Annotated in this window: 33 protein-coding genes; 22 read left to right on the top strand and 11 right to left on the bottom strand. The window is 66.0% G+C overall.

What is annotated here, in order from left to right:
• Positions 1–162: 162 nt before the first annotated feature.
• Positions 163–888, bottom strand: coding sequence for a dienelactone hydrolase family protein (locus tag ACO05N_RS09280; protein ID WP_422056825.1), 726 nt, complete (start codon positions 886–888; stop codon positions 163–165).
• A 68-nt stretch (positions 889–956) separates the two neighbouring features.
• Here ACO05N_RS09280 and gpmA point away from each other — a divergent pair, with 68 nt between their 5' ends.
• Positions 957–1,643, top strand: a complete 687-nt coding sequence (gene gpmA / locus ACO05N_RS09275; RefSeq protein ID WP_224921531.1) for a 2,3-diphosphoglycerate-dependent phosphoglycerate mutase — start codon at positions 957–959, stop codon at positions 1,641–1,643.
• Between the two features lie 127 nt (positions 1,644–1,770).
• Here the strand turns inward: gpmA and ACO05N_RS09270 are convergent, their stop codons facing one another.
• Positions 1,771–2,196 (bottom strand): OsmC family protein, encoded by a 426-nt coding sequence (locus ACO05N_RS09270; RefSeq protein WP_422056824.1) that lies wholly within the window; start codon positions 2,194–2,196, stop codon positions 1,771–1,773.
• A 139-nt stretch (positions 2,197–2,335) separates the two neighbouring features.
• Between ACO05N_RS09270 and ACO05N_RS09265 the strand changes: the two genes are divergently transcribed.
• The 3 genes from ACO05N_RS09265 to ACO05N_RS09255 all read left to right on the top strand — a co-directional run bounded on the left by ACO05N_RS09265 (position 2,336) and on the right by ACO05N_RS09255 (position 5,155).
• Positions 2,336–3,433 (top strand): sensor histidine kinase, encoded by a 1,098-nt coding sequence (locus ACO05N_RS09265; RefSeq protein ID WP_422056823.1) that lies wholly within the window; start codon positions 2,336–2,338, stop codon positions 3,431–3,433.
• Between the two features lie 100 nt (positions 3,434–3,533).
• Positions 3,534–4,334, top strand: coding sequence for a LytR/AlgR family response regulator transcription factor (locus ACO05N_RS09260; RefSeq protein WP_422056822.1), 801 nt, complete (start codon positions 3,534–3,536; stop codon positions 4,332–4,334).
• Positions 4,335–4,408: 74 nt separating this feature from the next.
• On the top strand, positions 4,409–5,155 hold the full coding sequence (locus ACO05N_RS09255) for an isocitrate lyase/PEP mutase family protein (RefSeq protein WP_422056821.1): 747 nt from the start codon (positions 4,409–4,411) through the stop codon (positions 5,153–5,155).
• 122 nt (positions 5,156–5,277) lie between these two features.
• Here the strand turns inward: ACO05N_RS09255 and ACO05N_RS09250 are convergent, their stop codons facing one another.
• Positions 5,278–5,550 carry a DUF3297 family protein gene (locus tag ACO05N_RS09250; protein WP_422056820.1) on the bottom strand — a complete coding sequence of 91 codons (273 nt, stop codon included), beginning with the start codon at positions 5,548–5,550 and terminating at the stop codon, positions 5,278–5,280.
• A gap of 81 nt (positions 5,551–5,631) precedes the next feature.
• The gene (locus ACO05N_RS09245) at positions 5,632–6,000 is read right to left on the bottom strand and encodes a hypothetical protein (RefSeq protein ID WP_422056819.1); all 369 of its coding nucleotides are present in this window, start codon (positions 5,998–6,000) and stop codon (positions 5,632–5,634) included.
• A gap of 178 nt (positions 6,001–6,178) precedes the next feature.
• On the opposite strand from ACO05N_RS09245, the gene ACO05N_RS09240 reads away from it, so the two are divergent.
• The 12 genes from ACO05N_RS09240 (at position 6,179) to ACO05N_RS09185 (ending at position 13,538) form a co-directional block, all read left to right on the top strand.
• Complete coding sequence (locus ACO05N_RS09240) at positions 6,179–6,580, top strand: EVE domain-containing protein (protein ID WP_422056818.1); 402 nt, start codon at positions 6,179–6,181, stop codon at positions 6,578–6,580.
• Between the two features lie 88 nt (positions 6,581–6,668).
• On the top strand, positions 6,669–7,136 hold the full coding sequence (ybgC, locus tag ACO05N_RS09235; RefSeq protein ID WP_422056817.1) for a tol-pal system-associated acyl-CoA thioesterase: 468 nt from the start codon (positions 6,669–6,671) through the stop codon (positions 7,134–7,136).
• Positions 7,137–7,143: 7 nt separating this feature from the next.
• Positions 7,144–7,857 (top strand): protein TolQ, encoded by a 714-nt coding sequence (tolQ, locus tag ACO05N_RS09230; RefSeq protein ID WP_422056816.1) that lies wholly within the window; start codon positions 7,144–7,146, stop codon positions 7,855–7,857.
• Entirely contained in the window at positions 7,857–8,291 is a 435-nt protein-coding gene (gene tolR / locus ACO05N_RS09225; RefSeq protein WP_422056815.1) for a protein TolR, read from the top strand. Before tolQ ends, tolR begins: the two co-directional genes overlap by 1 nt.
• On the top strand, positions 8,291–9,148 hold the full coding sequence (locus tag ACO05N_RS09220) for a cell envelope biogenesis protein TolA (protein ID WP_422056814.1): 858 nt from the start codon (positions 8,291–8,293) through the stop codon (positions 9,146–9,148). The genes tolR and ACO05N_RS09220 overlap by 1 nt, the downstream gene beginning before the upstream one ends.
• Positions 9,149–10,522 carry a Tol-Pal system beta propeller repeat protein TolB gene (gene tolB, locus ACO05N_RS09215; protein WP_422056813.1) on the top strand — a complete coding sequence of 458 codons (1,374 nt, stop codon included), beginning with the start codon at positions 9,149–9,151 and terminating at the stop codon, positions 10,520–10,522.
• 87 nt (positions 10,523–10,609) lie between these two features.
• Positions 10,610–11,125: a peptidoglycan-associated lipoprotein Pal gene (gene pal, locus ACO05N_RS09210; protein WP_422056812.1), complete on the top strand. Its 516-nt coding sequence runs from the start codon at positions 10,610–10,612 to the stop codon at positions 11,123–11,125.
• A gap of 97 nt (positions 11,126–11,222) precedes the next feature.
• Positions 11,223–11,621: a hypothetical protein gene (locus ACO05N_RS09205; RefSeq protein ID WP_422056811.1), complete on the top strand. Its 399-nt coding sequence runs from the start codon at positions 11,223–11,225 to the stop codon at positions 11,619–11,621.
• 81 nt (positions 11,622–11,702) lie between these two features.
• The gene (locus tag ACO05N_RS09200; RefSeq protein ID WP_422056810.1) at positions 11,703–12,002 is read left to right on the top strand and encodes a hypothetical protein; all 300 of its coding nucleotides are present in this window, start codon (positions 11,703–11,705) and stop codon (positions 12,000–12,002) included.
• A gap of 102 nt (positions 12,003–12,104) precedes the next feature.
• Entirely contained in the window at positions 12,105–12,998 is an 894-nt protein-coding gene (locus ACO05N_RS09195) for an SPFH domain-containing protein (protein ID WP_422056809.1), read from the top strand.
• Between the two features lie 16 nt (positions 12,999–13,014).
• The gene (locus ACO05N_RS09190; RefSeq protein ID WP_422056808.1) at positions 13,015–13,221 is read left to right on the top strand and encodes a toxin-antitoxin system HicB family antitoxin; all 207 of its coding nucleotides are present in this window, start codon (positions 13,015–13,017) and stop codon (positions 13,219–13,221) included.
• Between the two features lie 107 nt (positions 13,222–13,328).
• Positions 13,329–13,538: a hypothetical protein gene (locus tag ACO05N_RS09185; RefSeq protein ID WP_422056807.1), complete on the top strand. Its 210-nt coding sequence runs from the start codon at positions 13,329–13,331 to the stop codon at positions 13,536–13,538.
• Between the two features lie 36 nt (positions 13,539–13,574).
• Here the strand turns inward: ACO05N_RS09185 and ACO05N_RS09180 are convergent, their stop codons facing one another.
• The 4 genes from ACO05N_RS09180 to ACO05N_RS09165 are packed head-to-tail and all read right to left on the bottom strand — an operon-like array spanning position 13,575 to position 17,826.
• On the bottom strand, positions 13,575–14,447 hold the full coding sequence (locus ACO05N_RS09180; protein WP_422056806.1) for a S1/P1 nuclease: 873 nt from the start codon (positions 14,445–14,447) through the stop codon (positions 13,575–13,577).
• Between the two features lie 10 nt (positions 14,448–14,457).
• Positions 14,458–15,408, bottom strand: a complete 951-nt coding sequence (locus tag ACO05N_RS09175) for an isoaspartyl peptidase/L-asparaginase family protein (protein WP_422056805.1) — start codon at positions 15,406–15,408, stop codon at positions 14,458–14,460.
• 32 nt (positions 15,409–15,440) lie between these two features.
• A complete protein-coding gene (locus tag ACO05N_RS09170; protein ID WP_422056804.1) occupies positions 15,441–16,598 on the bottom strand; it encodes an acyltransferase family protein in 1,158 nt (385 codons plus the stop codon).
• A 31-nt stretch (positions 16,599–16,629) separates the two neighbouring features.
• A complete protein-coding gene (locus ACO05N_RS09165; protein ID WP_422056803.1) occupies positions 16,630–17,826 on the bottom strand; it encodes an acyltransferase family protein in 1,197 nt (398 codons plus the stop codon).
• A gap of 51 nt (positions 17,827–17,877) precedes the next feature.
• Here ACO05N_RS09165 and ACO05N_RS09160 point away from each other — a divergent pair, with 51 nt between their 5' ends.
• The 5 genes from ACO05N_RS09160 (at position 17,878) to ACO05N_RS09140 (ending at position 21,913) form a co-directional block, all read left to right on the top strand.
• Positions 17,878–18,927, top strand: coding sequence for a DUF3089 domain-containing protein (locus tag ACO05N_RS09160; protein ID WP_422056802.1), 1,050 nt, complete (start codon positions 17,878–17,880; stop codon positions 18,925–18,927).
• 32 nt (positions 18,928–18,959) lie between these two features.
• Positions 18,960–20,084, top strand: a complete 1,125-nt coding sequence (gene ispG, locus ACO05N_RS09155; protein WP_422056801.1) for a flavodoxin-dependent (E)-4-hydroxy-3-methylbut-2-enyl-diphosphate synthase — start codon at positions 18,960–18,962, stop codon at positions 20,082–20,084.
• Between the two features lie 116 nt (positions 20,085–20,200).
• Positions 20,201–21,097: a DMT family transporter gene (locus ACO05N_RS09150; RefSeq protein ID WP_422056800.1), complete on the top strand. Its 897-nt coding sequence runs from the start codon at positions 20,201–20,203 to the stop codon at positions 21,095–21,097.
• Positions 21,094–21,573: a GNAT family N-acetyltransferase gene (locus tag ACO05N_RS09145; protein WP_422056799.1), complete on the top strand. Its 480-nt coding sequence runs from the start codon at positions 21,094–21,096 to the stop codon at positions 21,571–21,573. The genes ACO05N_RS09150 and ACO05N_RS09145 overlap by 4 nt, the downstream gene beginning before the upstream one ends.
• Positions 21,563–21,913 carry a TfoX/Sxy family protein gene (locus tag ACO05N_RS09140; protein WP_422056798.1) on the top strand — a complete coding sequence of 117 codons (351 nt, stop codon included), beginning with the start codon at positions 21,563–21,565 and terminating at the stop codon, positions 21,911–21,913. The genes ACO05N_RS09145 and ACO05N_RS09140 overlap by 11 nt, the downstream gene beginning before the upstream one ends.
• Before the next feature lie 6 nt (positions 21,914–21,919).
• Here ACO05N_RS09140 and ACO05N_RS09135 read toward each other — a convergent pair whose 3' ends face one another.
• On the bottom strand, positions 21,920–22,795 hold the full coding sequence (locus tag ACO05N_RS09135) for an AraC family transcriptional regulator (protein WP_422056797.1): 876 nt from the start codon (positions 22,793–22,795) through the stop codon (positions 21,920–21,922).
• Between the two features lie 151 nt (positions 22,796–22,946).
• Between ACO05N_RS09135 and ACO05N_RS09130 the strand changes: the two genes are divergently transcribed.
• Complete coding sequence (locus ACO05N_RS09130; RefSeq protein WP_422056796.1) at positions 22,947–23,675, top strand: SDR family oxidoreductase; 729 nt, start codon at positions 22,947–22,949, stop codon at positions 23,673–23,675.
• A gap of 62 nt (positions 23,676–23,737) precedes the next feature.
• Here the strand turns inward: ACO05N_RS09130 and ppa are convergent, their stop codons facing one another.
• Both ppa and ACO05N_RS09120 read right to left on the bottom strand, forming a co-directional pair.
• Positions 23,738–24,289, bottom strand: coding sequence for an inorganic diphosphatase (gene ppa / locus ACO05N_RS09125; protein WP_310040299.1), 552 nt, complete (start codon positions 24,287–24,289; stop codon positions 23,738–23,740).
• A gap of 41 nt (positions 24,290–24,330) precedes the next feature.
• On the bottom strand, positions 24,331–26,235 hold the full coding sequence (locus ACO05N_RS09120) for a M61 family metallopeptidase (protein ID WP_422056795.1): 1,905 nt from the start codon (positions 26,233–26,235) through the stop codon (positions 24,331–24,333).
• Between the last annotated feature and the right edge of the window lie 61 nt (positions 26,236–26,296).

The following is a 26,296-nucleotide window of genomic DNA, read 5'->3' as shown; positions in this document are numbered from 1 at the left end:
ATGCCGGGGGCATATCGCAGCAGCGGAGCCGGCTTGCAAAGCAAGCCGCCCGCACAGAGGGCGGAATTTTGCCGAACTGTTCACGCCCGTCTGCGCGGCCGCCCCTCCACCGCCGCCTTCGGCGGCGGTCCCCCTCCCCCAGCAAGCTGGGGGAGGAATTTGTCAGGCGAACAGTTCCGCCAGGAACGTGGTCATCGCGGCCCAGCTGCGGCGGTCGGCGTTGGCGTCGTAGCCGAAGCCGGGGCGGGTCGAGCCGGTGAGGCTAGCGTCGGTGAACGCGTGCCCTGCCCCGCCATATCCATGTATCTGCCAATCCGCCCCGGCTGCGGTCAGTTCGGCGGCGAGCGCAGTCACTGCGTCAGGCGGGGCGAGCGGGTCATCCCAGCCGTGGCAGATCAGCAGCTTTGGCTTGATCGGGGTCGGGTACTCATAGCCGGGCGGGTCGAAGATGCCGTGGAAGGCGACGACCCCGCGCACGTCACCCCCGGCACGGGCGAGGTCGATGACCGACTTGCCGCCGAAGCAATAGCCGATGGCGGCGGTGCTGGTCGCATCGACCTGCGGCAATGCATGCAGCGCGGCAAGGCTGGCGAACAGCCGGTCGCGGAGCAGCGGCCGATCGGCGTTGAGCGCGTTCATATACATCGCCGGATCGGGTGATTCGCGGGTGGTGCGCTTGCCCTGTCCGTAGAGGTCGGCGACGAACCCCACATAGCCGAGCGCCGCGATCCGCTCGGCAGTGACGCGATCCTGTTCCTTTTCGCCCAGCACATTCGGGACGATCAGCACGCCGGCACGCGCGCCGGGCGCAGTGCTGTCGAACGCGGCGACGCCCTCGAACGGGCCGCCGGGGCCGTCATAGATGATGGTCTGTCTTTCGATTGCCATGGCCATCCTCCGTTGCCCTGTCGTCCCTATCCGCTAAGGACGCGGGCAAAGTCCTGCAAGGAGGTCCCATGCCCACGCTCGTCCTGATCCGCCACGGCCAGTCGTCCTGGAATCTGGAAAACCGCTTCACCGGATGGTGGGACGTCGACCTGACCGAGCAGGGCGTGAAGGAAGCCTGGGCCGCGGGCGAGCTGATGCGCGACAAGGGTCTCGACTTCGACATGACCTATACCAGCTTTCAGAGCCGGGCGATCAAGACGCTCAACCTGGCGCTGGAGGCGATGGGGCGGCTGTGGTTGCCGACCGAGAAGAGCTGGAAGCTGAACGAGCGCCATTATGGCGGGCTGACCGGGCTCGACAAGGCGGAGACCGCGGCGCTGCACGGCGACGACCAGGTCAAGATCTGGCGCCGCAGCTTCGACATTCCGCCCCCGCTGCCCGAGGAGGGTTCGCCGTGGGACCTCGCCAAGGACCTGCGCTACAAGGGAATCCCGATCCCGCAGACCGAGAGCCTGAAAGACACGATCGCGCGCGTCCTGCCCTATTGGGAAGAGCGGATTGCGCCGGATTTGCGCGCGGGCAAGCGCGTGCTGATTGCAGCGCACGGCAATTCGCTGCGTGCGCTGGTGAAGCATCTGTCGGGGATTTCGGATGCGGACATCGCGTCGCTGGAAATCCCGACCGGACAGCCGATCGTGTATGAGCTGGCGGATGATCTGACGGCGACGGATCGCTATTATCTGAGCGAGCGCTGAAACGAAAAAAGTCGTCCCCCCGAACTCGCGCCGGGGGCCACCGAGACGCACGCGCGGCGCTAGAGCCTCTTGCTTCGCGCACGCCACTCAGTGAACCCCGGCACAAGGCCGGGGTGACGATGGTAAATCAGTTCAGCTTGTGCGCCAGGCTGACTTCGGCGGTCATCAGTTTCGACACCGGGCAGTTCTTCTTCGCTTCGTCGGCAAGGTCGGCGAACTGGTCGGGGTCGATGCCGGGGACGGTGGCTTCCAGCGTCAGGTCTGAGCGGGTGATGGTGAAACCGCCATCCTTCGGCTCCAGCTTGACCGCAGCCTTGGTCTCGAGCGTGCCTTCGCTGAACCCAGCCTTGGCCAGCGCGAAGCTCAATGCCATGGTGAAGCAGCCGGCGTGCGCCGCAGCGATCAGTTCCTCGGGATTGGTGCCCGGCTCTTCCTCGAAGCGCGTGTTGAAGCCGTAGAATTGATCGGTCAGCACGCCGGACTGGGTGGTGATCGCGCCCTTCCCCTCCTTGCCGAAACCGGTGTAGCGGGCGGTGGCGGTGCGGGTGGTCATCGGCATGTCTCCTGATCATGGGCTGCCCCGACACGGGGCACAGCGTGCACTATAGCCGCTGTTGCAACGATATCGTGACGGTCACGTTCCGCATATTCTTCCCACCGGGCGAGCCGCGATGTAGAGAGCCGCGAACGCGATGACCAAGCCGACCATCTTCTCCCGCCCCTTTTTCGAACAGAAGAGCCGCGCCTTCTGGATGCTGCAGGGCGCGGGCTGGGGCGGCTATCTGCTGCTACGCGCGGTGTCCAACTTCTCGAACCGGACGTTCAGTTTCGAGGATCTGATCCGCGTCACGATCGAGGCGATCGTCGGATATTGCCTCACGCTGCTGCTGTCGGCGCTGTACGGCTATTATCGGCGGTTCCCGCGGATCACGGGCGTGCTCGCGTCGATCGCGACACTGGCGGCGGCGACATTGGTCTATGCCGTGCTCAACGCCTTTACCGTGTCGGTAATGCGCGGCGACCCGGGAATCGAGCTGCCGCTGATCCTGGGCAGCCTGTTCCTCAACTTCACCGTGCTGGCGGGGTGGTCGGCGCTGTATTTCGGGATCAACTTCTATCTGATCGTCGAGGACCAGATCGACCGCATGCAGGTGCTGGAAAGCCAGGCAAGCTCGGCGCAACTGGCGATGCTGCGCTATCAGCTCAACCCGCATTTCCTGTTCAACACGCTCAATTCGATTTCGACCCTGGTGCTGTTGAAGCAGACCGACCGGGCCAATGCGATGCTCGCGCGGCTCGCCAATTTCCTGCGCTACACGCTGGCCAACGAGCCGACGGCGCATGTCACGCTGGCGCAGGAGGTGGAGACGCTCAAACTGTATCTCGAGATCGAGAAGATGCGGTTCGATTCGCGGTTGAAGCCCGAATTCGATATCGACCCGCGCACCGCCAAGGCGCGCCTGCCGTCGCTGCTGCTCCAGCCGCTGGTCGAGAATGCGATCAAATATGCCGTGACGCCGCAGGAGGAAGGAGCCGAAATCCGTGTTTCCGCTCGGCTCAACGGCGAACGGGTGCAGATCACCGTATCGGACACCGGTCCGGGATTGATCGAGAGCAAGAACCGGCCAAGCCTTTCAACCGGGGTTGGGCTTACCAATATCCGTGAACGACTGGCGCAGGCATTCGGCGCGGAACACCGCTTTTCGGCACATTCGGACCCGGGAGGCGGTTTCCGCGTTGAGATCGAAATTCCGTTCCAGTTCGAGGAGCAGGCCAAGGAAGCAGCTTGACCGGAACCGGACCGTAATCATTGGTTGGGAGATTAAAGGCAGGGGTTGTGGGCGTCGGGCCGGGGGCATCGGAACGACGAATTTTTGAGTAGAGAGAGATATGACGATCCGCACCATCCTGGTCGATGACGAACCCCTGGCCATTCAGGGCCTAGAACTGCGATTGCAGGCGCATGACGATGTCGAGATCATCGACAAATGCCAGAATGGCCGTGAGGCCATCCGGTCGATCAAGACGCACAAGCCCGATCTGGTCTTCCTCGACATCCAGATGCCCGGATTCGACGGATTTTCGGTCGTGCAGGGGCTGATGGAGATCGAGCCGCCGCTGTTCGTGTTCGTCACCGCCTATAGCGACCATGCCATCCGCGCGTTCGAGGCGAATGCGATGGATTATCTGATGAAGCCGGTCGACGAAGGGCGCCTGGCCGACACGCTGGAGCGCGTGCGCCAGCGGCTGACCGAGAAGCGCGGCGTCGAAGAAGTCGAGAAGCTCAAGGAAGTGCTTGCCGAAGTCGCGCCCGAGGCGGCCGAGGAACTCGCCGCAAGCGATGGCGACGTGTCGGCGAGCCGCTACGAGAAGCTGATCAACATCAAGGATCGCGGGCAGATTTTCCGCGTCGACGTCGACACGATCGAGGTGGTCGAGGCCGCTGGCGATTATATGTGCATCAAGACCGCGGACAATACGCTGGTCCTGCGCGAAACGATGAAGGATCTGGAAAAGCGGCTCGACCCACGCCGGTTCCAGCGCGTGCACCGTTCGACCATCGTCAATCTCGATCAGGTCAAGCAGGTCAAGCCGCATACCAATGGCGAATGCTTCCTGATCCTCGATTCGGGATCGCAGGTGAAAGTGAGCCGCAGCTATCGCGACGTGGTGGCGCGGTTCGTTCACTGACCGTCTGATCGGAAAAATCGGATTGTTCCACTTTCGTTCCAGCCCTATCTAGGGCGGGACGAAAGGGAGCGGTCATGAGCCGATTTGAAGAGTTCGCCGCGTTGCACGTGCCGGGTGCGCCGCTGAGGCTGGTCAATGTGTGGGACGCCGGATCGGCGCTGGCGGTGGCTGCGGCGGGCGCGAAGGCGATCGCCACGGGCAGCGCGTCCGTCGCTGCCACGAACGGCTATTCCGATGCCGAGACGCTGCCGCTGGATCTGGCGCTGGGCAATGCGCGTCGGATCGTCGGGGCGGTCGACCTGCCCGTTTCCATCGATTTCGAGGGCGGATATGCGGTCGATCCCGGTGCGGTGGCGTCCAACGTCGCGTTGCTCGCGGCGACCGGGGCGATCGGATGCAATTTCGAGGATCAGGTGATCGGCGGGCGCGGGATGCACGCGCCCGACGTGCAGGCGGCGCGCATCGCCGCGATCCGCGCGACGACCGGGCCGGACTTTTTTATCAACGCGCGCACCGACATCTTCCTGCAGGCGGCGCCCGAAACGCATGACGCGGCCAAAGCGGACGCCGCCATCGTGCGCGCGCACGCCTATGCGGCGGCAGGGGCGAGCGGGTTCTTTGTGCCGGGGCTGGCCGATCTCGACCTGTTGGCGCGGGTCTGCCGCGACTCGCCGCTGCCGGTGAATTTCATGGCGTTTCCGGGGGCGCCGGACGCGGCGGCGGTGGCTGCGGCGGGCGTTGCGCGGATCAGCCATGGGCCTTTCCCGTTCCGCGCGGCGATGCGCGCGGTGGAAGAAGCGGCGCGGGGGGTGCTCCGCTGAACAGCGATGGTTCCCCCGGCTTTGTGCCGGGGTCCGCCGGGAGGCGAGCGCAGAACAAGAGGCTCAAGCGTTGGACGCGGGGAGCCACGGACCCCGGCACAAGGCCGGGGTGACGCGATATTTCAGGCTTCGGCCTCGGGATCGGCTTCGCCTTCGGGCGTGCTCTCGAACCACGCCTCGACCGGGCCGGCGAGCTTGATCGTCAGCGGATTGCCCTTGCGGTCCATGGTCTTGCCTACCTGGACGCGGATCCAGCTTTCGGAGATGCAATATTCCTCGACATCGCGGCGCTCCACGCCCTTGAAACGGATGCCGATGCCGCGCTGGAGCAGCGTCTGGTCGAAATAGGGGCTCTTCGGATTGACCGAGAGCCGGTCGGGGGGAGTGTCGCTCATGGCGCGCGCCTCTAACCCGAAATGCACGCAAACAAAAGCGGCGCGAAACCGGAGTTTCGCGCCGCCCTGAGATCCCGCCGCTCAGCGGCAGTAACGCACCTTCACGCGACGGCCCAGATAGGGGTCGTAGACGCGGCGAATGGTGCAGCCGCGCCAGCCGCGCCGTTCGTAATCGCGATAATAATAGCTCTCCCGCGGGTAATAGCCGCGCTGGCGGTAGTAGCCGTCATAGCGGTCATAGCCGCGATAGCCGCGGTCATAATAACGGTCGCGGCTCGAGCTGGCGATTGCCGCACCGATCACGACACCGGCGATACCGGCTGCAATGGCGGTACCGGTATTGTCGCGGTCGCGGTGGCGATAGCGCTGGGCCTCTGCCGGCGCGGCCGCGGTGAGCGCGGTGGCGCCGAGGGTGAGACCGAGCACCGCCTTGGTGATCATCGTCTTCATGGCTTCCTCCTCGTGCATCTGCACATTCCGACGTCTCAACGCATTTGAGGTCCGTCTGGATGCCTGTCTGGACGAGTCGAACTGAATGGGCGCGGAATCGTGCGTTCACTTGGCGTTTAGCTGGCACTTGCGGTTTGGGTGGAGGGACGCGATGGGGGCCGCAAAAGGAGACTCCGCGATGGCCCTGTGGCTGATGAAATCCGAACCCGATGTGTTCAGCTGGGACGATCTGGTGCGCGACGGCAGCACCGAATGGGACGGCGTGCGCAATCACACCGCTGCGGGCAACCTGCGGGCGATGAAGGTCGGCGACCGCGCATTCTTTTACCACAGCAATATCGGGCTGGAGATCGTCGGCATCATGGAAGTGAGCCGCGAGGCCAAGCCCGATGGCGAGGGGAAGCATTGGGTTTCGGTCGAGATGAAGCCGGTCGAACCGCTGCCCAACCCCGTGACGCTCAAGCAGGTCAAGGCCGAGCCGCGGCTGGAAGCGATGGAACTGGTCAAATATTCGCGGCTGTCGGTGGGCAAGGTCAGCGCGGCGGAATGGGACGTAGTACTGGAGATGGCCAAAGCCTGACCCGCGGAACCCCGCCGCCCCCGCCCCGTTCATCGCGCGTGCGCCCCATCCTGCCCATGACAGTTGAACTTGGATTCCCCCCGCCGCTATGGGCAATGCGGTGAGCGAATTCGACCTTTCCCCCGCGTCGGGCCGTTTCGACGGCGTCGAGCATGTCTTTCCGGTACGTGTCTATTTTGAGGACACGGACCTGTCGGGGGTGGTGTATCACGCCAATTACCTGCGGTTCATGGAACGCGCGCGATCGGATATGCTGCGCTGTGCCGGGATCGATCAGCGGGCGGCGCATGAAGCGGGCGAAGGGGTTTACGTCGTGCGCGACATCGCCATCCGCTATGTCGCACCCGCACGGCTCGACGATGCGTTGGTGGTCGTCAGCCGGGTTCTGCGCGTGCGTGCGGCGGCGGTGAATATTCAGCAACGAGTCATGCGGAACGGGGAATTGCTGACCCAGGCGGATGTGGAAGCGGCGTTCGTGACCCCGATGGGGCGCGCGCGGCGGCAACCGCCGGAGTGGGTCGAAGCGTTCGTGCCGCTGGTCTGGAAGGGAAACTGAGCGACACATGGACTGGTTCGTAAATCTCAACGCCGATTCGATGTCCCCCATCGGTCTGTTCCTTCAGGCCGACTGGGTGGTGAAGGCGGTGATGATCGGCCTGTTGCTGGCCAGCATCTGGACCTGGGGCATCATCCTGTCGCTGCGCGGCCGCATCGCCAAGGTGCGCAAGGCCGCCGACCGGTTCGAGGGCGATTATCGCAAGACCGACGATATCGACGCCTTCCACCGCCTGCATGGCGACGAGGATCATCCGACCGCGCGCGTGTTTGCCGCGGGCGTGACCGAATGGCGGCGCTCCACCGGCGGGCGTGGCCTGGACAAGGAGGGTACGCGTGAGCGGCTGGCGACGACGATGGGCGCGGCAGTCGCGCTGGAGATCGACCGGCTGTCCGATCGGCTCAACATCCTGGCCACGGTCGGATCGGTCGCGCCGTTCGTCGGCCTGTTCGGCACGGTGTGGGGCATCATGCGCAGCTTTACCGCGATCGCGACCGAGCAGAACACCTCGCTCGCCATCGTCGCGCCGGGCATCGCCGAGGCGCTGTTCGCGACCGCGATCGGCCTGTTCGCGGCAATTCCGGCGGTGATCGCCTATAACCGCTTCAGCCATGGCATCGACCGGGTTGAAGCGCGGCTGAACCGCTTCGCTGACGGCTTCCACGCGACGCTCAGCCGCCAGCTCGACAGCGCGCCGGCGGGCGGCAAGCCGGTGCTCTGATGGGGGCCAAGCTCCCCTCCTCGCGCGGCAAGGGGCGGCGCGCGCCGATGGCGGACATCAACGTCACGCCGCTGGTCGACGTGATGCTGGTGCTGTTGATCATCTTCATGGTCACCGCGCCGCTGATGACCGCGGGGGTGCAGGTGAACCTGCCCGAAAGCCGCGCCAAGCCGCTGGATCAGGAGCAGAAGCCGGTCCAGATCTCGATCGACGAAAAGGGCGTGATCTACCTCGACAATCAGGAGCTGAGCGAAACCGCGCTCGCCCCGATGCTGGAGGAGATTGCCGCCAATGCGGGTGAGGACAAGCCGCAAATCTATCTGCGCGCCGACATGCGCCTCGACTATGGCAAGGTCATGCGGGTGATGGGCGAGCTCAACCGCGTGGGCCTGAACAAGGTGTCGCTGGTCACCACGCCGGCGGACGGCGGCTGATGGCGGTGGCGATCGACCGCAGGGAGGGTGCCGGGATCGGCGTGGCCGTGATCGGCCATGTCGCGCTGTTCGGCATCCTGTCGGTCGGGTTCCTCGCCACCCCCAATCCGGTCAAGCTGGAAGCGACGCCGATCGAGATTTCGATCACCGACGAAGTCGGGCTGAAGAGCGAGGCGCCGGTGATCAACCGCGAGGCGCCGGCCGAGAAGCTCGCCGAAGTGCCCGGCCCGGTCGAGCCCGACACGCCCCCGCCTGCGCCCCAGCCCGATCCGCAGCCGATCGCGCGCGCCGATCCGACCCCGCCCAAATCGGCCCCCGCCCCCGCCCCCAAGCCGCAGCCCAAGGCCGAGCCGAAAAAGGCGCCCACCCCGCCGCGCCCGGACAGCCGGACCCAGGCCCAGACCAACGCGGCGCAGTCCAAGGCGCAGCCGAAGAGCGCGCGCCAGGCGGTGCGCCCGACCGGCCGGCTGACCGGGATCACCGACGGGCTGACCGATCAGCAGAGCAAGGGCAAGGCGACGACTCCGCAGGCGGTCCAGATGGGCGCTGAGGTCCGCTCGTCGGTGTTCGGCCTGATCCGGCGACAGGTGAAGCCGCATTGGCGGGCGCCAACCGGGGCCGATGTCAACCTGCTCGCGACGATTGTCGAGGTGAGGCTGAACCGCGACGGATCGCTGGCGGGGCAACCGCGCGTCGTCCAGCAGACCGGCCAGACGGACAGCAACCGCCCGCAGCAGGAGCTGCACAAGGAGCGCGCGCTGGCCGCGATCCGGCTTGCGGCGCCCTTTGAAGGGTTGCCCGAGGAATATTATGACGGCTGGAAAGCCTTCCGACTGTCCTTCGACAGGAGACTGTAAATGAAGTTGCGCACCCTGTTCGCCGCATCGGCGGCGTTGATCTTGGCGGCTCCCGCGCTGGCTCAGCAACAGCCGGCCACCCCGCCCGCAGCGCCGGCCGCCGAGAGCCAGGAGCTGCCGACCATCGACGTAACCGATGAGAGCACGCAGGACCTGACCATCATCATCCCGCCGATGCCGACGCAGCAGGTCGTCAGCACGCCGGCGGGCAGCACCGATGTGCTGGGGCGGCAGGTGTCGCAGATCATCGCCGACAATCTGCGCAATTCAGGGCTGTTCAAGCCGCTCGGCCCTACGGGCGTACGCGCGATTCCGGTGAGCGAGGTGAGCGCGCCGGACTTTGGTTACTGGCGCGGCGCCACCGCGCAGGCGCTGGTGCAGGGATTTGTCCGGGCGAATGGCGACGGCAATCTGACCGTCGGCTGCTATCTCTATGACGTTGCGCTGGGCTCCGAGCTGGCGCGCGAGGGGTTTGTCGTGCGCCCGGCCGACTGGCGGCGCGCGGCGCATAAATGCTCCGACGCGATCTATACCCGGCTGACCGGCGAGGGGCCGTATTTCGACAGCCGGGTGATCTATGTCAGCGAGACCGGGCCGAAGAACCGCCGCATCAAGCGACTGGCGATCATGGATCAGGACGGCGCGAACCACCGTTTCCTGACCAATGGCCAGTCGATCGTGCTGACCCCGCGCTTCTCGCCGGACGAGCGGCGCATCGCCTATATGAGCTACCAGAACGACAAGCCGTCGCTCTATGTCTATGACCTGTCGAACGGTACGCAGCGGCTGTTGGTGACCAATGTCAGCCTGGCCTTTGCGCCGCGGTTTTCGCCGGACGGCCGGTGGATCCTGTTCACCATGTCGGTGGCGGGCAATGCCGATGTCTATCGCATCGCGGCGAGCGGCGGCACGCCGCAGCGGCTGACCACCGCGCCGGGGATCGACACCGGCGGCAGCTATTCGCCCGATGGCAGCAAGATCGTATTCGAAAGCGATCGGTCGGGCAGCCAGCAGCTTTATGTAATGAATGCCGATGGATCGAACCAACAGCGGATCAGCTTTGGCGGCGGACGTTACGCGACGCCGGCGTGGAGCCCGCGCGGCGACCTGATCGCATTCACCCGCATGGGTGGCGGATTCCGCATCGGGGTGATGAACCCGTCCGGCGGCGGCGAGAAATTGCTGACCGACGCTTGGGGCGATGAGGGACCGAGCTGGTCGCCCAATGGCCGCGTGCTGCTGTTTTCGCGCGGGGCGCAGGGACCATCGGGCAAGTCCGACATTTGGTCGGTCGATTTGACCGGGAGCACATCGCGACGGATTCCGACCCAATTGGACGGTTCCGATCCGTCATGGGGACCGCTACGACCGTAAAGTGGTTGACGTCGCGGGAACTCACCCGCACCCTGTCCGTTACGCAGGGGTATCGAAATTCACGAAAGCCAAAGGGAGAATAAGCCAATGGCGAAGCTCAAGACCGCCCTGATCGTTGCGACGATGGCCGTTGCCGTTGTCGGCTGCCAGAAAAAGCGGCCCGAAACCTTGCCGCCGGGCCCCGGCGGCCCGGTCGATCCCGGCCCTGGCCCCGGGCCAGGTGGCGGTGGCGCCGCCCAGCCGGGTACTCCCGAGCATTTCCGCCAGAATGTCGTCAGCGACACGATCAATTTCGATTTCGACCAGTACGACATCGATGCGCGCGCTCGGCAGATCCTGGACAGCCAGGCGCAGTGGCTCACGCAATATCCGAACACGCGGATCACGCTGGAGGGCCATGCCGACGAGCGCGGCACGCGCGAATACAATCTGGCGCTGGGCGACCGTCGCGCCAATGCGGCGAAGAACTATCTGGCCGCTCGCGGCGTTTCGCCCGCGCGGATCACCACGATCAGCTATGGCAAGGAACGCCCGATCGCGCTGGGCTCGGACGAAGCGAGCTGGGCGCAGAACCGTCGTGCGGTGACCATCGTCATCAACTGATCGGTTCAACCCGTATCGGTGAAGGGGCGCGGCGATGGTCGCGCCCCTTTTTTATGGGCGGGCAATTTCCGCCGCAGTGCCTATATCGCCCATACCCATGACGCCTGAGCCTCCATCCAGCCCCGCGCCAACACGCGCGCCGCGCCTGTTGTGGCTGTGGCTGGCGGGGCTGTTGCTGGCGTTCAATGCGATTGCCGCGACACCGGGGCTGCCGCAGCTCGACAGCGCCGCGCTGCGCGCAGCGGCACTGAACGCACCGGTCCCGGTTCACGCCCAGTTTCGCGACCCCGCGTCGCTCATCAAGACGGCGACGCAGCGCGCGCTGAAGGCACAGGATCGCGCCGATGGCGATCCGCCGCTGCCGCTGCATCATGCCGCCGTCGTTCCGCCCTACTCCGCGCCGCACCTTCGCCCAGTCGCGCCACGTTCGGATGCTGTCCCGGTACGATCGCCGACATCGCGCTACCGCGCCCGCGCACCGCCGCTCTTCGTCTGAACCCCGACACCTGATCGATCACACACGCCGCCTGCGGGCGGCTGGCGTGCGCGTGCGCGTGCGCCGCAACGGGAATTCAGCATGAACGAGACCATGACCGACACCAGCCTGCGCGACCGTATCGCGGGGCTCCTAAACCGCTACCCCGCGCTCGAGCCAAGCGAGCGCGCGGAGCTGATCGCCTTCATCAAATCCGGCCCGGCGATCGACCGCGGGATGCTGAAGGGCGATCCGATCCATGCCGCCGCGATCCGCCGAGTCGAGGCGGACCATCCCGAGCAGTTCCGGCTGAGTATCGCGCGCCAATTGTTCGTGGCCGCGGCCGTCGCCCTGCCCTTCCTCGCGATCTGCTGGCTGGCATGGGAGGCCGGCGCGAAGTGACCGGGCGGCCCCCGCCGGTGCGACTGGCGGGGGCAATCCGATTCCGCTTGCGCGCCCCAGGATTCGATATAAATATGATATCATAATTTACGGGAGGCAATCATGTCCGAATTCGATTCGCGCGCGCTTCGCTCCAGTGCCGAGCGGCCCGCCAGCACCGCCAGCGGCTATGCCATGCTGCTGGTCGCACTTGCCGCATTGATCGGGATCATCGCGTCCGCGCCACAGATTGGCGAGGCGGCATGGGCGCCGTTCGGGCTGGTGCTGGGCGTGCTGGTCCTCGCCTTCGTCGCGCCAGGATTCTACCTGCTGCAGCCCAATCAGGCGGCGGCGGTCCTGTTGTTCGGTGATTACAAGGGCACCGATCGGACGACCGGGCTGCGCTGGACCTGGCCGTGGATGATCAAGAAGAAGGTCTCCGTCCGCATCCACAACATCACGTCGGAACGGCTGAAGGTGAACGACCTGCGCGGCAATCCGATCGAGATCGCGTCGAACGTGGTATGGCGCGTCGCCGACACCGCGCAGGCGCTGTTCGACGTCGATGACTATCGCGAGTTCGTGCACATCCAGATCGAAAGCGCAGTGCGCGCGATCGGGTCGCGCTACCCCTATGACGACTTCACGCATGAGGAGATGACGCTGCGCGGCAATGCCGAGCATGTCAGCGAGGAACTGCGCGTCGAACTGCAGGAGCGCGTGCTGGCCGCGGGCGTGCACATCGACGAGTGCCGCCTGACCCACCTCGCCTACGCGCAGGAGATCGCCCAGGCGATGCTGCGCCGGCAACAGGCCGAGGCGGTGGTTGCCGCGCGCAAGACTTTGGTCGAGGGCGCAGTCGGCATGGTCGAGATGGCGCTGGAGCAGCTCAGCGAGAAGAATGTCGTCGAGCTGGACGATGAGCGTCGCGCGGCGATGGTGTCGAACCTGATGGTCGTGCTCTGCTCCGAACGCGACACACAGCCGGTGGTGAACGCCGGGTCGCTGTACCAGTAACGGGAGCGGAAGGCGCATGGCCGCCCCACCCAAGAAAGCGTTCCCGCTCCGCCTCGACCCCGCGCTCTATGCGGCGATCGAACGGAGCGCGGCGACCGACCTGCGCAGCGTCAATGCCCAGGTCGAATGCCTGCTGCGCGAAGCACTGGCGCGGCGCGGCGTAAAACTGGCGGATCCGGTGCGCGCCAAGCGCGGGCGGCCGCCGAAACAAGGAGACGAATGATGCTGATCGTGATGTTCGCCCGCCGCTCGCACCTGATCTGGCTCTTCGCCGCATCGCTGCTGATGCTCGTCACCGGCATCGCCGCGCTCTGACAAGGAAATCCGATCATGCGCTCCAACAGCTGCCCCAAATGCCAGGGACCGATGGCCGAAGGCTATGTGCCCCATGAGCGCAGCAACATGCCGGGCCTGGGCCGATGGTATCGCAGAGCGGCGGTGAACGGGTGGTTCGGGCTGAAACTGCCCAAGACCTATGTCGAGATCACCACATCGCGGTGCCAGCGCTGCGGGTTCCTGGAGAGTTACGCGAAGGGGTAGATCCTTGCCCCTCCCCCTGGCGGGGGAGGATTTTTCTTACCGCTTTGGCTGCGCGGGCGGCGGCGGGCCAAAGGCCTCGTCGAGCAGGCGGGCGAGGCGCAGGCCGCCGCGCTTGATCTGGGCCTGCATCATCGGGACCAGCTTTTCGATATCGGCGGCGTCGAGCTTGCCGCGTGCCGGCAGGTCGGCACGGCAGGGGTCGCCGTCGAACGCGGCTTCATACGCCATGTGCGATGCCTGCCAGTTTTCGCGGCTCCAGTCCTCGACCGTACCGGCGCTTTCCTTCGCGCGTTCCTCGGCCGAATAGACCTGAATCACCGGCGGCGGCGAGGTGATCGCGCGCTCGGCCAGCCAGCCATCGGTGATGCTGTGCAGGTTCAGCCGCTCCGGGCCGTAGATGCCGTAATCGGTCCGCGCGCGGTTGCCGCCAAGGTCGCCCTTGTCACCCGCGTGCAGCGGCTGGTGCAGGTCGCCGACGAAGTGGGTGAGGAAGGCCAGCGCCATTACCTTTTCGCGGACCGGCACATCCTTGTCCTGCAACAGCTTCACGCCGCGTTCGATCTGCGCCGAAACGCAATTGCCATCGGGGCAATTGCCCTTGAGCGTGAACGGCTTGCAGATGTTCACATTCTGATAGTGCCAGTTATAGGCATAGCTGAACCGCTGCCCCAGCGGCTTGATGCAGTCGGCCCACACGCTGGCCTCTTCCAGTGTCTTGGCCGGGCAGGTCGGGGTTTCGAGCAGGTTCTGCTGACGCAACAGGCGATCGATCGCGCGGCGCGTTTCGGGCTTCACATTCTTGTAGGCGATCGTCGCCACGGTCTGGTGCCCGAACTCCCAATAAGCGAGCGCGGGGGTAGCGGCGAAGCTGGCGGCGAGCGCGAAGAGCGCGATGAGGGAGCGAATCATGCCGCTGTCCTTACTGTTCGTCGCCATAGACCGCGACGGTCTTTGCACCGCCCGCCGACACCTTGCCGCGATACATGCCGGGCGTGTTGAAGCTCCACGCCATCTCGCCGGTCGGGCCGGTGACGATGACGCCGCCAGTTCCGCCGAGCGCGCGGGTTTCAGCCATGACCGCGTCGGCGGCGGCCTTCAAGCTTTCGCCCTTGAAGCGCACGCGGGCGCAGATTTCGTGGGCGACGCCCTCGCGGATGAAGAACTCCCCTGCCCCAGTCGCCGAGACGGCACAGGCGCGGTTGTCGGCATAGGTGCCGGCACCGATTAGCGGCGAATCGCCGACGCGGCCCCAGCGCTTGCCGGTGACGCCGCCGGTCGAGGTGGCGGCGGCGACGTTGCCGGCCTTGTCGCGCGCCACCGCGCCGACCGTACCGTACTTCATGTCAACGTCGAACCAGCTGGTCTTCTGCGCCTTCATCTTCTCGAGCTGCTGGCGGCGTTCGTCGGTCGCGAACCAATCGGGGCCGACCTGCTCCAGCCCCATCTCCGCGCTGAACACGTCCGCGCCCTTGCCCGCGAGCATGACGTGCGGGCTGTCCTCCATCACCTTGCGCGCGAGGGTGATCGGGTTCTTCGTGCGCGTGACCCCCGCGACCGCGCCTGCCTTGCGGTCCGCGCCGTCCATGATCGCCGCGTCGAGTTCGTTGGTGCCTTCATAGGTGAAGACCGCGCCGCGCCCGGCGTTGAAGTGCGGATCATCCTCCAGCACGTTGACCGCCGCCTCGACCGCGTCGAGCGCGCTGCCGCCGCTGGCGAGCACCTTCGATCCCGCCTCCAGCGCCGCGTCCAGCCCCTTGCGCGCCGCCGCTTCACGCTCCGGCGTCATCTTGTCGCGTTCGAGCACGCCCGCGCCGCCATGGATGACGAGCGTCCAGTCGGGTTGCGTCTGGGCAGTAGCGGGGGCGGACATCAGCAAGGCTCCGATCAGAAGGGGAAGGCGGTTCATACGGCCTCCGGGGTCAGTTTCGGCGGCGTGGCGACGCGCGGGGCGTAGCGCAGGCCGATCAACGGTCGCAGCCACGGCACTTCGCGCCCAAAGCGGTAGAACAGCCAGCAGCCCAGCGCGGTCACCGGCACCAGCGCCACGAACTCGACCGCGGCGGGCAGCGCAAGCTTGAGCAGCCAGTACATGGCCACGACGATGATCGTCTGGTGGATCAGGTAGAAGGGGAACACCGCTTCGGTCAGCATCGAGCGCAGCCGGTGGTCGCGGTTAAGATAGACTTCGGCAATCCCGATCAGCGCGGCGATCATCATCCACGCCTGAATGTAACGCGCGGCGAGCATCGTGCGCTCAGGCAGCCACGGCGTCCGTCCCGGATAGGCGATGTCGATCGCGGCGGTGACGGCGTATCCGGCCAGGCCGATCGCCAGCGCGGGCTTCCACAGCCGCGCGATCCATCCCATCACCGGCTTCGACCCCGCCAGCGCAAAGCCGAACAGGAAGGCCGGGAAGTAAGCCAGGTGCGCGACGCCGTCGTTGATCACGTCATGGCTGTCGCTCCAGCGCTGGAACACCACCACCTGCGTCATCAGCAGCCAGGCGGCGGGCAGCAACAGCACGCGGGTGCCGGAAAACATCCGGTCGAACCACCGCTGCGCCGTCGCGCCGCCGGGCAGGCTGGCGATCAGCACCAGGCCGAGCGTGTAGAGATAGAGATAGCCGACGAACCACAAATGGTTCCAGGTCGGCAGGACGATCGGGCCAAAGTCGCCGAAATACCAGTAATGCTGGCTCCAGAAGGTCCAATAGTCGAACGGATAGCGCCATTGCGTGCGCAGCTCGACCCACGCCTGTGGGGGCACGATCACGGCAATACCGAACAGCAACGGCAGGATCAGCCGCCAGCTGCGATCCGCAACGAAGCGACCCGCCCCTTGCGACTTCAGCCACAGCGCGCGGCTGGCATAGCCCGACACCACGAACAACAGGGTCAACCGCCACGGATTGGTGAACAGCATCGGTACGCTGACCCATGCCGCGGGCTCGGCGGTCTTCACATGATAGCCCCATGGCACGAAGACCATGCCGATATGGTAGAGGATCAGCAGGCCGAACGCCCCGATCCGCAGCCAGTCCATGCCATAATGCCGTTCCACCCGCGCGCCATAGCGGCGGTGACGGCGCTTGTCAGGCGGCTTGCGGCGAGATTTTGGCGGGCGCGGCGCGCTGACGGGGACCTAGGCCGATCAAGGGGCGCAGCCAGCCGATCTCACGCCCGATCAAATAGGTGAGCGTGCAGACCAGCGCCGTACCGCCAAGCACGACAAGGAACTGCACCGCCGCCGAGAGCCGAAGCGGCAAGGTGTACCAGGCGATCAGAACGATCGCGGGCTGATGGACCAGATAGAAGGGAAACACCGCCTCAGCCGCTGTCTTGCGCCAGCGATGGTCGCGGTTCCACAAGCGGTCGGCGAACTGGATCAGCACCAGGGTCATCGCCCAGCCCATGGCCACCTGACCCGTGCGCGCGAGCGCCATGACCCAATGCGGCGGCACGGCGTTGCCGGGATAGCTCGTCTCGACCAACAGCACGGCGATCCCGCTGACCGCAGCCAGCGCCAGCGCGCCGCCCCACACCCGGCGCAATGTCGGCCACAGGACGGGCGATGCGGCGAGCACGAAGCCGAACAGGAACAGCGGGAAGTAATTGGCGTGCCCGGCCCAGTCGCGCAGCAAGCCCTGTTCATCCGCGACGACGAATTGCAGCCCTAGCCGCGCGACGACGAGCAGCCCGGCGGGCACCCATACCAGCCGCCACCCCTGCGCCATCCATGGCACGACGCGATCGATCACCAGGTCGAGCATGCCGCGACCGCGCCACAGGATCAGCGCGAGGACGACCGTATAGGCCCACAGATAGACGACGAACCAGAGATGCTCCCAGCTGGGGAAGCTGCGGCCCCAAAACGCGCCGATGCGCCAGTAATCACCGGTCCAGAAGCGCAGATAGCCGTGCGGATAGCCGGCCTCGACCACCCGCACCCACATTTCGACCGGGATCAGCACCGCCATGCCGAAGGCGAGCGGGATCAGCAGGCGCAGGTTGCGCGCGTGCAGGAACGCGCGCGGATCGCGCGACTTGGCGAACAGGTGCCAGGAGGCGAAGCCCGACACCGCGAACAGCAGCGGCAGCCGCCACGGCGTCAGCAGCGCCATCGGCGCGATCAACCACGCGAAATTGTAATCGGTATGGATCACCCAGGGCCACGGCGAGAACACCATGGCGATGTGATAGACGATCAGCAGCGCGAACGCGGCAATGCGCAGCCAGTCGAGGCCGTAATGCCGCCCGGTATGCGTCAGTCCATGGTTCGCTTCACTCACCCGCCGCGCTATAGGCGGTCGAGCCTCACCAATTGGTTAGCGGGAGCGTCGATGCGGCGGACGACATTATTCGGCATGGCGCTGGCGATCGGTGCGGCGTTTGCGCCGGCGCAGGCGCAGCGGGCGATCACCGCCGATACGCCGCCCGCCGGGCGCTTCGATGCCGCCAGTGTGCCGCCCGCGCCCGACTATGACGGCCCCGCCAATTGGGCATCACTACCGTGGATCCGCGACGATGGCGACACGACGCCGCAGGGTGTGGAGGAGCCGCCGCAATTGCGGGCACCGGTCGATGTCTTCTTCATCCATTCGCCCGTCGCGCTGCGCCGTGCGGTGTGGAACGCCGACACGCGCGACGTCTGGTTCAATGGCGATGTCGGGCAGACGACGATCCGCAATCAGGCGAGCGCGTTCAACGGATGCTGCGCGATCTACGCGCCGCGCTATCGCCAGATGAACCCGGCGGGAGACGATCCCGCCGCCCTGGAGCTCGCTTATTCCGATGTCGCGCGCGCCTTTGCCGCCTTTCGCACCCGCGTCGGTGACCGGCCCTTCATCCTCGCCGGGCATGGCGAGGGGGCGCGGATCGCGCAGCTGCTGATCGAACGGGCAATCGACGGCCAGCCAGTCGCGGGGCGGATGGTCGCCGCCTATCTGGTCGGCACGCCGGTAACGCGCGACTGGCTGACGGCGCGACGCGGCATTGCGGCGTGCAGCAGCGCGAGCGACTTCGGCTGCGTCGTCAGCTGGGTCAGCCGTACGGAGGACAGTCGGCGGCTGCGCTACCGCCCGCCGATCCTGTGCTCCAATCCGATCAGCTGGACGACCGGCCCCGAACCTGCGCCCCGCAGCGCGCATCGCGGGGCGTGGATGCGCAACGGTGCGGAGTTTCCAGAGGCGCTGCGGCCGCCCGATGCGGGACTAGTGACCGCGCGGTGCGACCGTGATGGCGTGCTGCGGGTGTCCGACCCGGGCGGTGCCTATGCCGCACTGGCCGGGCCGGATGGCAGCTTTGCCGCACTCGACATCCCGCTGTTCTGGATGGACCTGCGCCAGAATGCGGTTGACCGCGTCGCCGCCTTTCTCGCCGCCCGGCGATAGGCTATAGGCGCGGCGAACCTAGAGGAACTTCCATGTCCGTGCGTCCCTGGCGCGATATCACGCGCCGCCACAGCCGTCAGATCATGGTTGGCAACGTCCCCGTCGGCGGCGATGCCCCGGTCACCGTACAGACGATGACCAATACCCCGACGTCCGATCCGGTCGCGACGCTCAACCAGATTCGCCGGTGCGAGGATGCCGGCGCGGACATCATCCGCGTGTCCTGTCCCGATGTCGAAAGCACGGCTGCGCTCAAGCAGATCGTGCGCGCCGCGCGCGTGCCGATCGTCGCCGACATCCACTTCCACTACAAGCGCGCGCTGGAAGCCGCCGACGCGGGCGCGGCGTGCCTGCGCATCAATCCCGGCAACATCGGATCGGCCGATCGCGTCAACGAAGTCGTCAATGCGGCCAAGGCCAATGGCTGCGCGATCCGCATCGGCGTGAACGCGGGCAGCCTCGAAAAGGATCTGCTCGAAAAATACGGCGAGCCCTGCCCCGAGGCGCTGGTCGAGAGCGCGCTCGACCATATCAAGCTGTTGCAGGACCGCGATTTTCACGAGTTTAAGGTCGCGGTGAAGGCCAGCGACCTGTTCCTCGCCACCGCCGCCTATCAGCAGCTCGCCGAAGCGGTCGATTGCCCGCTGCACCTGGGCATCACCGAAGCGGGCGGGTTCGTCGGCGGGACGGTGAAGAGCGCGATCGGCATCGGGTCGCTGCTGTGGTTCGGGATCGGCGACACGATCCGCGTGTCGCTGTCGGCCGAGCCGGAAGAGGAAGTCCGCGTCGGGTTCGAGATTTTGAAGGCGCTTGGCATCCGCAACCGCGGCGTCCGCGTGGTCAGCTGCCCCAGCTGCGCGCGCCAGGGGTTCGACGTCATCCGCACGGTGCAGACGCTGGAGGAACGGCTCCAGCATATCCGCACCCCGCTGTCGCTCAGCGTACTCGGCTGCGTCGTCAACGGCCCGGGCGAAGCGCGGGAGACCGATATCGGCCTGACCGGCGGCGGCAACGGCAAGCACATGGTCTATCTGGCCGGAGTCACCGACCACACGGTCGAGGACGCCGACATGCTCGAACATATCGTCAAGCTGGTCGAGGCCAAGGCTGCGGAGATCGAGGCGGCGAATGAGGCGGCGGCGGTAGCGGCGGCGTGATATCTGATCGACGGTGACGCGGTTTACATTCCCGACATCGTCCACGGCGCACCCGACGAGCACACCTGACATTCATCTGATTCCGTTGCGCGCCTAAATCCTCTAGGGCGCCCGCCATGCGCCCTGCCTCGCCCCTCTTCGCCTTTGCCGTCGCATCGCTTGGCATCGCCATTTTCTCGTCAATGGATGCGGTGATGAAGGGGCTGGTGCTGGCACTGGGTGCCTATAACGCGCTGACCTGGCGGATGATGGCGGGGATCGTGGCGAGTGGCGTGCCCTATGTCCTGTCGCGCCCCAAGCGGCCCAGCCGTGCGGCGATGCGGCTGCATGTTCTGCGCGCGGCGGTGTCGGCGGTGATGACGTTCCTGTTCTTCTGGGGGCTGGGCCGGGTGCCGATGGCGCAGGCGATCGCGCTGGCGTTCATCGCGCCGATCATCGCGCTGTTCCTGGCCGCATGGCTGCTCAAGGAGCGCATCACCCGCGTCACCATCATCGCCACCGCGCTGGCCTTTGCCGGGGTCGTGCTGATCCTGTTCGGACAGGCGCAGGCGCAATTGGGGCGCGAGGCGTTCTGGGGGGCGATCGCGATCCTCGTGTCCGCGGTCGCCTATGCCTGGAACATCATCCTGATGCGGCAACAGTCGCTCGTCGCCGGGGCGCTTGAGGTTGCCTTCTACCAGTCGCTGTACATCTTCGTCGTGTTCCTGGTCGCCGCGCCGTGGCTGCTGGAGCTGCCGGCGGTCGAGCATGTGCCAGCGATTGTGCTGGCGGCGGTGCTGGCGACGATGTCGCTGTTCCTGCTGAGCTGGGCCTATGCCCGAGCCGAGGCCAATTATCTTGCGCCGACCGAATATACCGGCTTCCTGTGGGCGACCCTGTGGGGATGGGTGGTGTTCGACGAAGGCGTTTCGCTGTTCACCGTGGCCGGGGCGGCGTTGATCGTCGGCGGTTGCATCATCGCAGCGCGGCGGCGCGACCATGCGCCGGTCGCCGATACGGAGGCACAGATTTGATCACGATCCGTCAGGCCGAGGCGCAGGATTTCGCGCTGGTTGCAGCATTCATCCGCAAGCTCGCCGAGTATGAAAAGCTCGCCCATGAAGTGCGCTTCGACGATGCCACGCTGCACCGTCATCTGTTCGGGCCGCGCCCCGCAGCCGAGGTGCTGATCGGCGAGGTCGATGGCGAGCCCGCCGGGTTTGCGCTGTACTTCCAGACCTTTTCGACCTTCGAGGGCAAGCCCGGCATCTGGCTGGAGGATCTGTTCGTCGAGCCGCATGCGCGCGGCGCGGGGCTGGGCCGGGCGCTGCTGTCGCGGCTCGCGGCGCTGGTCATCGAGCGCGGCGGGGCGCGGCTGGAGTGGAACGTCCTCGACTGGAACGAGCTGGGCAAGGGCTTTTACCGGACCATCGGCGCGGCGCATGTCGATGGCTGGGAACGGTGGCGGATGCAGGACGAGGCGCTGGCGGCGCTGGCCCATGGCGTTTGACCCAGGGCTGATCGACTGGGCCAGTGAGGCGCTGGAGCCGCTTGGCACCATCACGCACCGCCCGATGATGGGGGCGGCGGTGCTCTATTGCGACGGGCTTGTCTTCGCCGTGGTCGATGAGGAGTCGATCTACTTCAAGAGCGACAAGGTGAGCGCGCCGCTATGGGACGAGGCGGGCTGTCCGCCCTTTACCTTCACCGGCAAGGATGGCGAGACCGTGTCGATGAACTATCGCCGTGCGCCGGACGACGTCTATGATGATCCCGAGGCCATGCAGCGCTGGGCGGCTCTCGCGCTGGAGGCGAGCCGGCGCGCGCCAGTCAAGAAGAAGCGCGGCTGACGCGCGTCACGCGCGCTGCATCTGCGCAATATCGCGCCGCGGCGGCGCACCGAACAGGCGGCGATATTCGCGGCTGAACTGCGACGGGCTGTCATAACCGACCGCAAAACCCGCGCTGCCCGCGCTCGCCCCCTCCGCCAGCATCAGGCGCCGCGCTTCCTGCAGCCGCAGCTGTTTCTGATATTCGATCGGGGTCATCCGGGTCATCGCCTTGAAATGCGCATGGAGCGAGGATTCGCTCATGCCCGCCGCGTCGGCGATGTCGCGGATGCGCAATTGCTTGTCGAAGCTGCTGCGGATCGTCTGAATCGCGCGGCTGACCTGCCGCAAATGGCTGTCGCCCGCTGCGATGTGCCGCAGCATCGGGCCGTGCGGGCCAGCGAGCAGGCGGTAGAGGATCTCGCGTTCGATCAGCGGGGCGAGCATCGCGATATCGCCCGGTGTGTCCAGCAGCGCGACGAGTCGGCATGCGGCGTCGACCAGCCCCGGATCGCTGGGGCATACCGCCAGTGCCGGCATACCGGTCGGCGCGCCCGGTCCGCCCTGCGCCACCACCAGATCCGCCAGCGCCGTCATGTCGAGCCCGATCGCACAGCAGAAATAGGGTCGCTCGGGACTCGCCTCCAGCACATGTCCGACCAGCGGCAGATCGACCGAGACCACGAGATAATTGGCCGCATCGTAGATCAGGCTGTCGCCCCCGACCGAAATGCGCTTCGACCCCTGGGCGATCAGGCAAAGCGACGCCTCATACACAGCCGGCGTCGGGTCGGTCGGCGCATGGCCCCGGATCAACGACACCCGCGGCACCGCAGACGCAAACATGCCGGGTTCGTACGTGTGGCGGGCGATCATCGCCGCGAGTTGGGTAACACGCTCCATGCCGCCGAATGTCGCGCATGGGGAATTCGATCGCAAGTCGCGGCAGACAGATTTGGAGAATCGTGCAAGTTCTTCGGGCAATCGCTCTACCGCTCCGGCGGGGATCGGGGCGATTTCCGCTACACCAACTCAAGCGGAAAGGAACCGATCCATGACCACCGGAACCATCGACAAGACCATCCTCGTCACCGGCGCATCGAGCGGAATCGGCGAGGCTGCCGTTCGCGAACTCGCCGCTGCCGGAGCCCGCCTGTTCATCGGCGCGCGCCGTACCGACCGGCTCGCCGCGCTGGCCGACGAACTCGGCGATAACGTCGCATGGCACCAGCTCGACGTCGCCGATGGCGGCAGCTTCGACGCGTTCGTCGCGGCGGCGGAGGCGCGGTTCGGCCGCGTCGACGTGCTGGTCAACAATGCCGGCGTGATGCCGCTCTCCCGCCTCGACGCGCTGAAGCGCGACGAGTGGAAGCGGATGATCGACGTCAACGTTCACGGCGTACTCAACGGCATCGCTGCAGTGCTGCCGCGCTTCACCGCGCAGGGCGGCGGGCATGTCGTCAATGTCGCTTCGGTGGCCGCGCACACGGTCGCCCCGACGGCGGCGGTCTATTGCGGCACCAAATATGCGGTCTGGGCAATCACCGAAGGGCTGCGGATGGAGCATCACGATATCCGCACCACGATCATCTCGCCCGGCGTCGTCGCGACCGAGCTGGGCGATGACATCACCGTGCCGGAGGTCGCAGACGGGTTGAAGCAGTGGCGGCAGCAGTCGCTGACGCCCGACGCGATCGCCCGCGCCATCCGCTACGCCATCGCCCAGCCCGACGGGGTCGATGTCAGCGAGATCATCGTCCGCCCGGCAGGCGGCACATTCTGAACGAACAAGGCCCCGGATGCGCGTGCATCCGGGGCCTTGCGACCTTCGATACTAGAAGCAGGTCAGGCGGCTTCGGCCGCAGCCTTGGCCTGCTTGGCTGCTTCGATCGCTTCGACCACGATCCGCTTGGCTTCCTCGGCATCGCCCCACTGGCCGATGCGGACCCATTTTTCGGACTCCAGGTCCTTATAGTGTTTGAAGAAATGCTCGATCTGCTGAAGCACGATCGAGGGCAGGTCCTGCCGCTCACCCACGTCCGAATAATAAGGGAAGGTGGTGTCGACGGGGACGCAGATCAGCTTTTCGTCGCCGCCGGCTTCGTCTTCCAGCTTGAGCACGCCGATCGGGCGCGCACGCACGACGCAGCCCGGGATGAAGGGCGAGCGCGAGATCACCAGCGCGTCGAGCGGATCGCCATCGGGCGACAGCGTGTGCGGCACGAAGCCGTAATTCGCCGGATAGCGCATCGGCGTGTGCAGGATGCGGTCGACGAACAGCGCGCCCGATTCCTTGTCGAACTCATACTTCACCGGCTCACCGCCGGTCGGCACTTCGATGATGACGTTGAGGCTGTGCGGCGCGTTGTCGCCGACAGGGATTTTGTCGATACGCATTGGTCTTCCTTATTTCTGGTTCGGCCGATGCCTTGCCCGCGTCAGCGGGCCTGCAACAACCTGTCCAGGCCACCCTCTCCGGTGCCGATTTTTTCGAGGCGCGGATAGCGCAGGCCGCCGGTATAGTCGATGGTCGTTTCGCGGTAGCGCGTACCGCTCTTGATCATCAGCTTGATCGGGGTCTTGCTGGCCTTGGCCTCGACGATCGCAGCCTTCAGCCGGTCGTCGCTATATTCCCGGCCCGCGACAGCGACGATCGTATCGCCCAGGTCGAGCCCAGCGTTGAACGCGGGCGAATCCCAGGTGACGCTGCCGATCGCCCCGCCCTTGCCCACGGCAAGGCCCAGCGAATAGCTGAAGTCGGCGCGGCTGGCACGCTTCTCGGCGTTCTTGAACGCTGCGGTGGGCTCGTCGGTGTAGATCAGCCGGTAGCCATTTTCCGTAAAGCCCGCGAGCGGCGCCTTGGGCGCGACATTATAGACGCGCGCCTTGAGGAATCCGGCCCAGTCATAGGGCTGGATGGTGTTCAGCGTCGCTACGACCTCGGCGAGGTCATAGGTCAGAACGCCCCAGTCGCCGTCGCGCATTCCGAAAAAGGCGCGCGCGAAATCGTCCATCGACTTCTTGCCGCGCGACAGCTCACGCAGCTTGGCGTCGGCCTCAAGCCAGATCAGCAGTCCTTCATTGTAATAATCTTCCGACCGCTGCCAGCTCACCCAGCCCTTCGGCCGGCGGGCGGAGATGATCGGATCGTTGGTGGTGTCGACCAGCGGGCGCCATTGGCGTGCCGGGCGGTTGTCGAGGCTGGCGGCGATGCTGGCGAGCATGTCGAGCGTATCCGCCTTCGACACGATGCCGGAGCGCGCCTGGAGGACATAGCCCCAGAATTGAGTCTGTCCTTCATAGACCCACAGCATCGAATCGCGCATCGGCGTGCGGAAGTCGGGGGTCCAGGCATCGGCACCGCGGCGGAACTTGCCGTTCCAGCTGTGGACGAATTCATGGGGGAGCAGGTTGCGCGAGCCCGGCCCCTCGCTCCACTTGGTGAAATAGCCGGGGCCGACGCCGTTTTCGGAGCTGCGGTGATGCTCCAGGCCGATGCCGCCCATCTCGTCGCTGATCGACAGCAGGAACTCGTAGCGGTCGTAATGCTGCGCGCCGAACAGCTTCACCGACTGTTCGACCAGCTTCTTATGCGCTTCGACCTGCTCGGGCTTGGCGTCGAGCTCCTCCGGCTCGTCGGCAAAGACGTTGAGGTCGACGCGATCCGACAGCTTGAACTCGCGATAATGTTTCCCGGCGAACACCGGCGAGTCGATCAGCGTTTCATAGTCGGTGGTTTCGTAGACATAGGATTCGCCCTGCTTGGTCGCGGGCAGGCCCGACACGGCGGTCCAGCCCTGAGGATAGGTCACGGTTGCCGATACCGGGATACGGCGTGTGAAATAGCCGGCGGGATAGAGGCTTACCTGTTCGAACTGCAGGTTGAGCATGGTCGGTGCGATCGACACGCGGCCCTGATCCTTGTCGGTCGCGCCGAGGAACTGGAACTCGATATCCAGCTGCTTCGCGCCGGCCGGCACGTCGAGGTGGAAGGCCCAGACGTCGACCGTGTCGCGGGTCCAGGCGACCGGCTTGCCATTGGCGCTGATCTTCAGCCCCGCCAGCTTCTCGATCTCGCCGCGCGCGGCGTGCTTGCCGGGAAGCCAGGCAGGCATCATCAGCACCATCGGCCCGGCGTCGGCAACCGGGATCACCTGCTTCACGCGATAGATCGCCTGCTGCACATCGGTCGCATCGACCTTGACCGTCATCGTGCCGGGATAGGCAATGTCCTTGGCGACCGGGATACGATTGTCGAACGGCAGCGGCTGAGGGGTGCTGTTCTGGGCGGTGGCAGCGGAAGTGGCGAGCAACAGGGCGGTGAGCGCGATGGCGCGACGCATGAACGAACCTTTCGGGAGGGGCCGGGTTATTTTGTTACCCTAACCAGTCCAACGCGGGGAG

This window comes from Sphingomonas sp., assembly GCF_965227385.1.
Taxonomy (GTDB): Bacteria; Pseudomonadota; Alphaproteobacteria; order Sphingomonadales; family Sphingomonadaceae; genus Sphingomonas.
This window is presented reverse-complemented; position numbering and strand designations above follow the sequence as displayed.

Coding starts and splice junctions, on each gene's coding strand:
- ACO05N_RS09140 (WP_422056798.1), top strand. CDS start 21,563: ATGGCGTTTGACCCAGGGCTGATCGACTGGGCCAGTGAGGCGCTGGAG.
- ACO05N_RS09180 (WP_422056806.1), bottom strand. CDS start 14,447: ATGATTCGCTCCCTCATCGCGCTCTTCGCGCTCGCCGCCAGCTTCGCC.
- ACO05N_RS09200 (WP_422056810.1), top strand. CDS start 11,703: ATGAACGAGACCATGACCGACACCAGCCTGCGCGACCGTATCGCGGGG.
- ACO05N_RS09220 (WP_422056814.1), top strand. CDS start 8,291: ATGGCGGTGGCGATCGACCGCAGGGAGGGTGCCGGGATCGGCGTGGCC.
- ACO05N_RS09250 (WP_422056820.1), bottom strand. CDS start 5,550: ATGAGCGACACTCCCCCCGACCGGCTCTCGGTCAATCCGAAGAGCCCC.
- ACO05N_RS09270 (WP_422056824.1), bottom strand. CDS start 2,196: ATGACCACCCGCACCGCCACCGCCCGCTACACCGGTTTCGGCAAGGAG.
- ACO05N_RS09260 (WP_422056822.1), top strand. CDS start 3,534: ATGACGATCCGCACCATCCTGGTCGATGACGAACCCCTGGCCATTCAG.
- ACO05N_RS09255 (WP_422056821.1), top strand. CDS start 4,409: ATGAGCCGATTTGAAGAGTTCGCCGCGTTGCACGTGCCGGGTGCGCCG.
- ACO05N_RS09185 (WP_422056807.1), top strand. CDS start 13,329: ATGCGCTCCAACAGCTGCCCCAAATGCCAGGGACCGATGGCCGAAGGC.
- ACO05N_RS09135 (WP_422056797.1), bottom strand. CDS start 22,795: ATGGAGCGTGTTACCCAACTCGCGGCGATGATCGCCCGCCACACGTAC.
- ACO05N_RS09190 (WP_422056808.1), top strand. CDS start 13,015: ATGGCCGCCCCACCCAAGAAAGCGTTCCCGCTCCGCCTCGACCCCGCG.
- ACO05N_RS09175 (WP_422056805.1), bottom strand. CDS start 15,408: ATGTCCGCCCCCGCTACTGCCCAGACGCAACCCGACTGGACGCTCGTC.
- ACO05N_RS09265 (WP_422056823.1), top strand. CDS start 2,336: ATGACCAAGCCGACCATCTTCTCCCGCCCCTTTTTCGAACAGAAGAGC.
- pal (WP_422056812.1), top strand. CDS start 10,610: ATGGCGAAGCTCAAGACCGCCCTGATCGTTGCGACGATGGCCGTTGCC.
- gpmA (WP_224921531.1), top strand. CDS start 957: ATGCCCACGCTCGTCCTGATCCGCCACGGCCAGTCGTCCTGGAATCTG.
- ACO05N_RS09150 (WP_422056800.1), top strand. CDS start 20,201: ATGCGCCCTGCCTCGCCCCTCTTCGCCTTTGCCGTCGCATCGCTTGGC.
- ispG (WP_422056801.1), top strand. CDS start 18,960: ATGTCCGTGCGTCCCTGGCGCGATATCACGCGCCGCCACAGCCGTCAG.
- tolB (WP_422056813.1), top strand. CDS start 9,149: ATGAAGTTGCGCACCCTGTTCGCCGCATCGGCGGCGTTGATCTTGGCG.
- tolQ (WP_422056816.1), top strand. CDS start 7,144: ATGGACTGGTTCGTAAATCTCAACGCCGATTCGATGTCCCCCATCGGT.
- ppa (WP_310040299.1), bottom strand. CDS start 24,289: ATGCGTATCGACAAAATCCCTGTCGGCGACAACGCGCCGCACAGCCTC.
- ACO05N_RS09240 (WP_422056818.1), top strand. CDS start 6,179: ATGGCCCTGTGGCTGATGAAATCCGAACCCGATGTGTTCAGCTGGGAC.
- ACO05N_RS09120 (WP_422056795.1), bottom strand. CDS start 26,235: ATGCGTCGCGCCATCGCGCTCACCGCCCTGTTGCTCGCCACTTCCGCT.
- tolR (WP_422056815.1), top strand. CDS start 7,857: ATGGGGGCCAAGCTCCCCTCCTCGCGCGGCAAGGGGCGGCGCGCGCCG.
- ybgC (WP_422056817.1), top strand. CDS start 6,669: ATGGGCAATGCGGTGAGCGAATTCGACCTTTCCCCCGCGTCGGGCCGT.
- ACO05N_RS09195 (WP_422056809.1), top strand. CDS start 12,105: ATGTCCGAATTCGATTCGCGCGCGCTTCGCTCCAGTGCCGAGCGGCCC.
- ACO05N_RS09205 (WP_422056811.1), top strand. CDS start 11,223: ATGACGCCTGAGCCTCCATCCAGCCCCGCGCCAACACGCGCGCCGCGC.
- ACO05N_RS09130 (WP_422056796.1), top strand. CDS start 22,947: ATGACCACCGGAACCATCGACAAGACCATCCTCGTCACCGGCGCATCG.
- ACO05N_RS09160 (WP_422056802.1), top strand. CDS start 17,878: ATGCGGCGGACGACATTATTCGGCATGGCGCTGGCGATCGGTGCGGCG.
- ACO05N_RS09245 (WP_422056819.1), bottom strand. CDS start 6,000: ATGAAGACGATGATCACCAAGGCGGTGCTCGGTCTCACCCTCGGCGCC.
- ACO05N_RS09280 (WP_422056825.1), bottom strand. CDS start 888: ATGGCAATCGAAAGACAGACCATCATCTATGACGGCCCCGGCGGCCCG.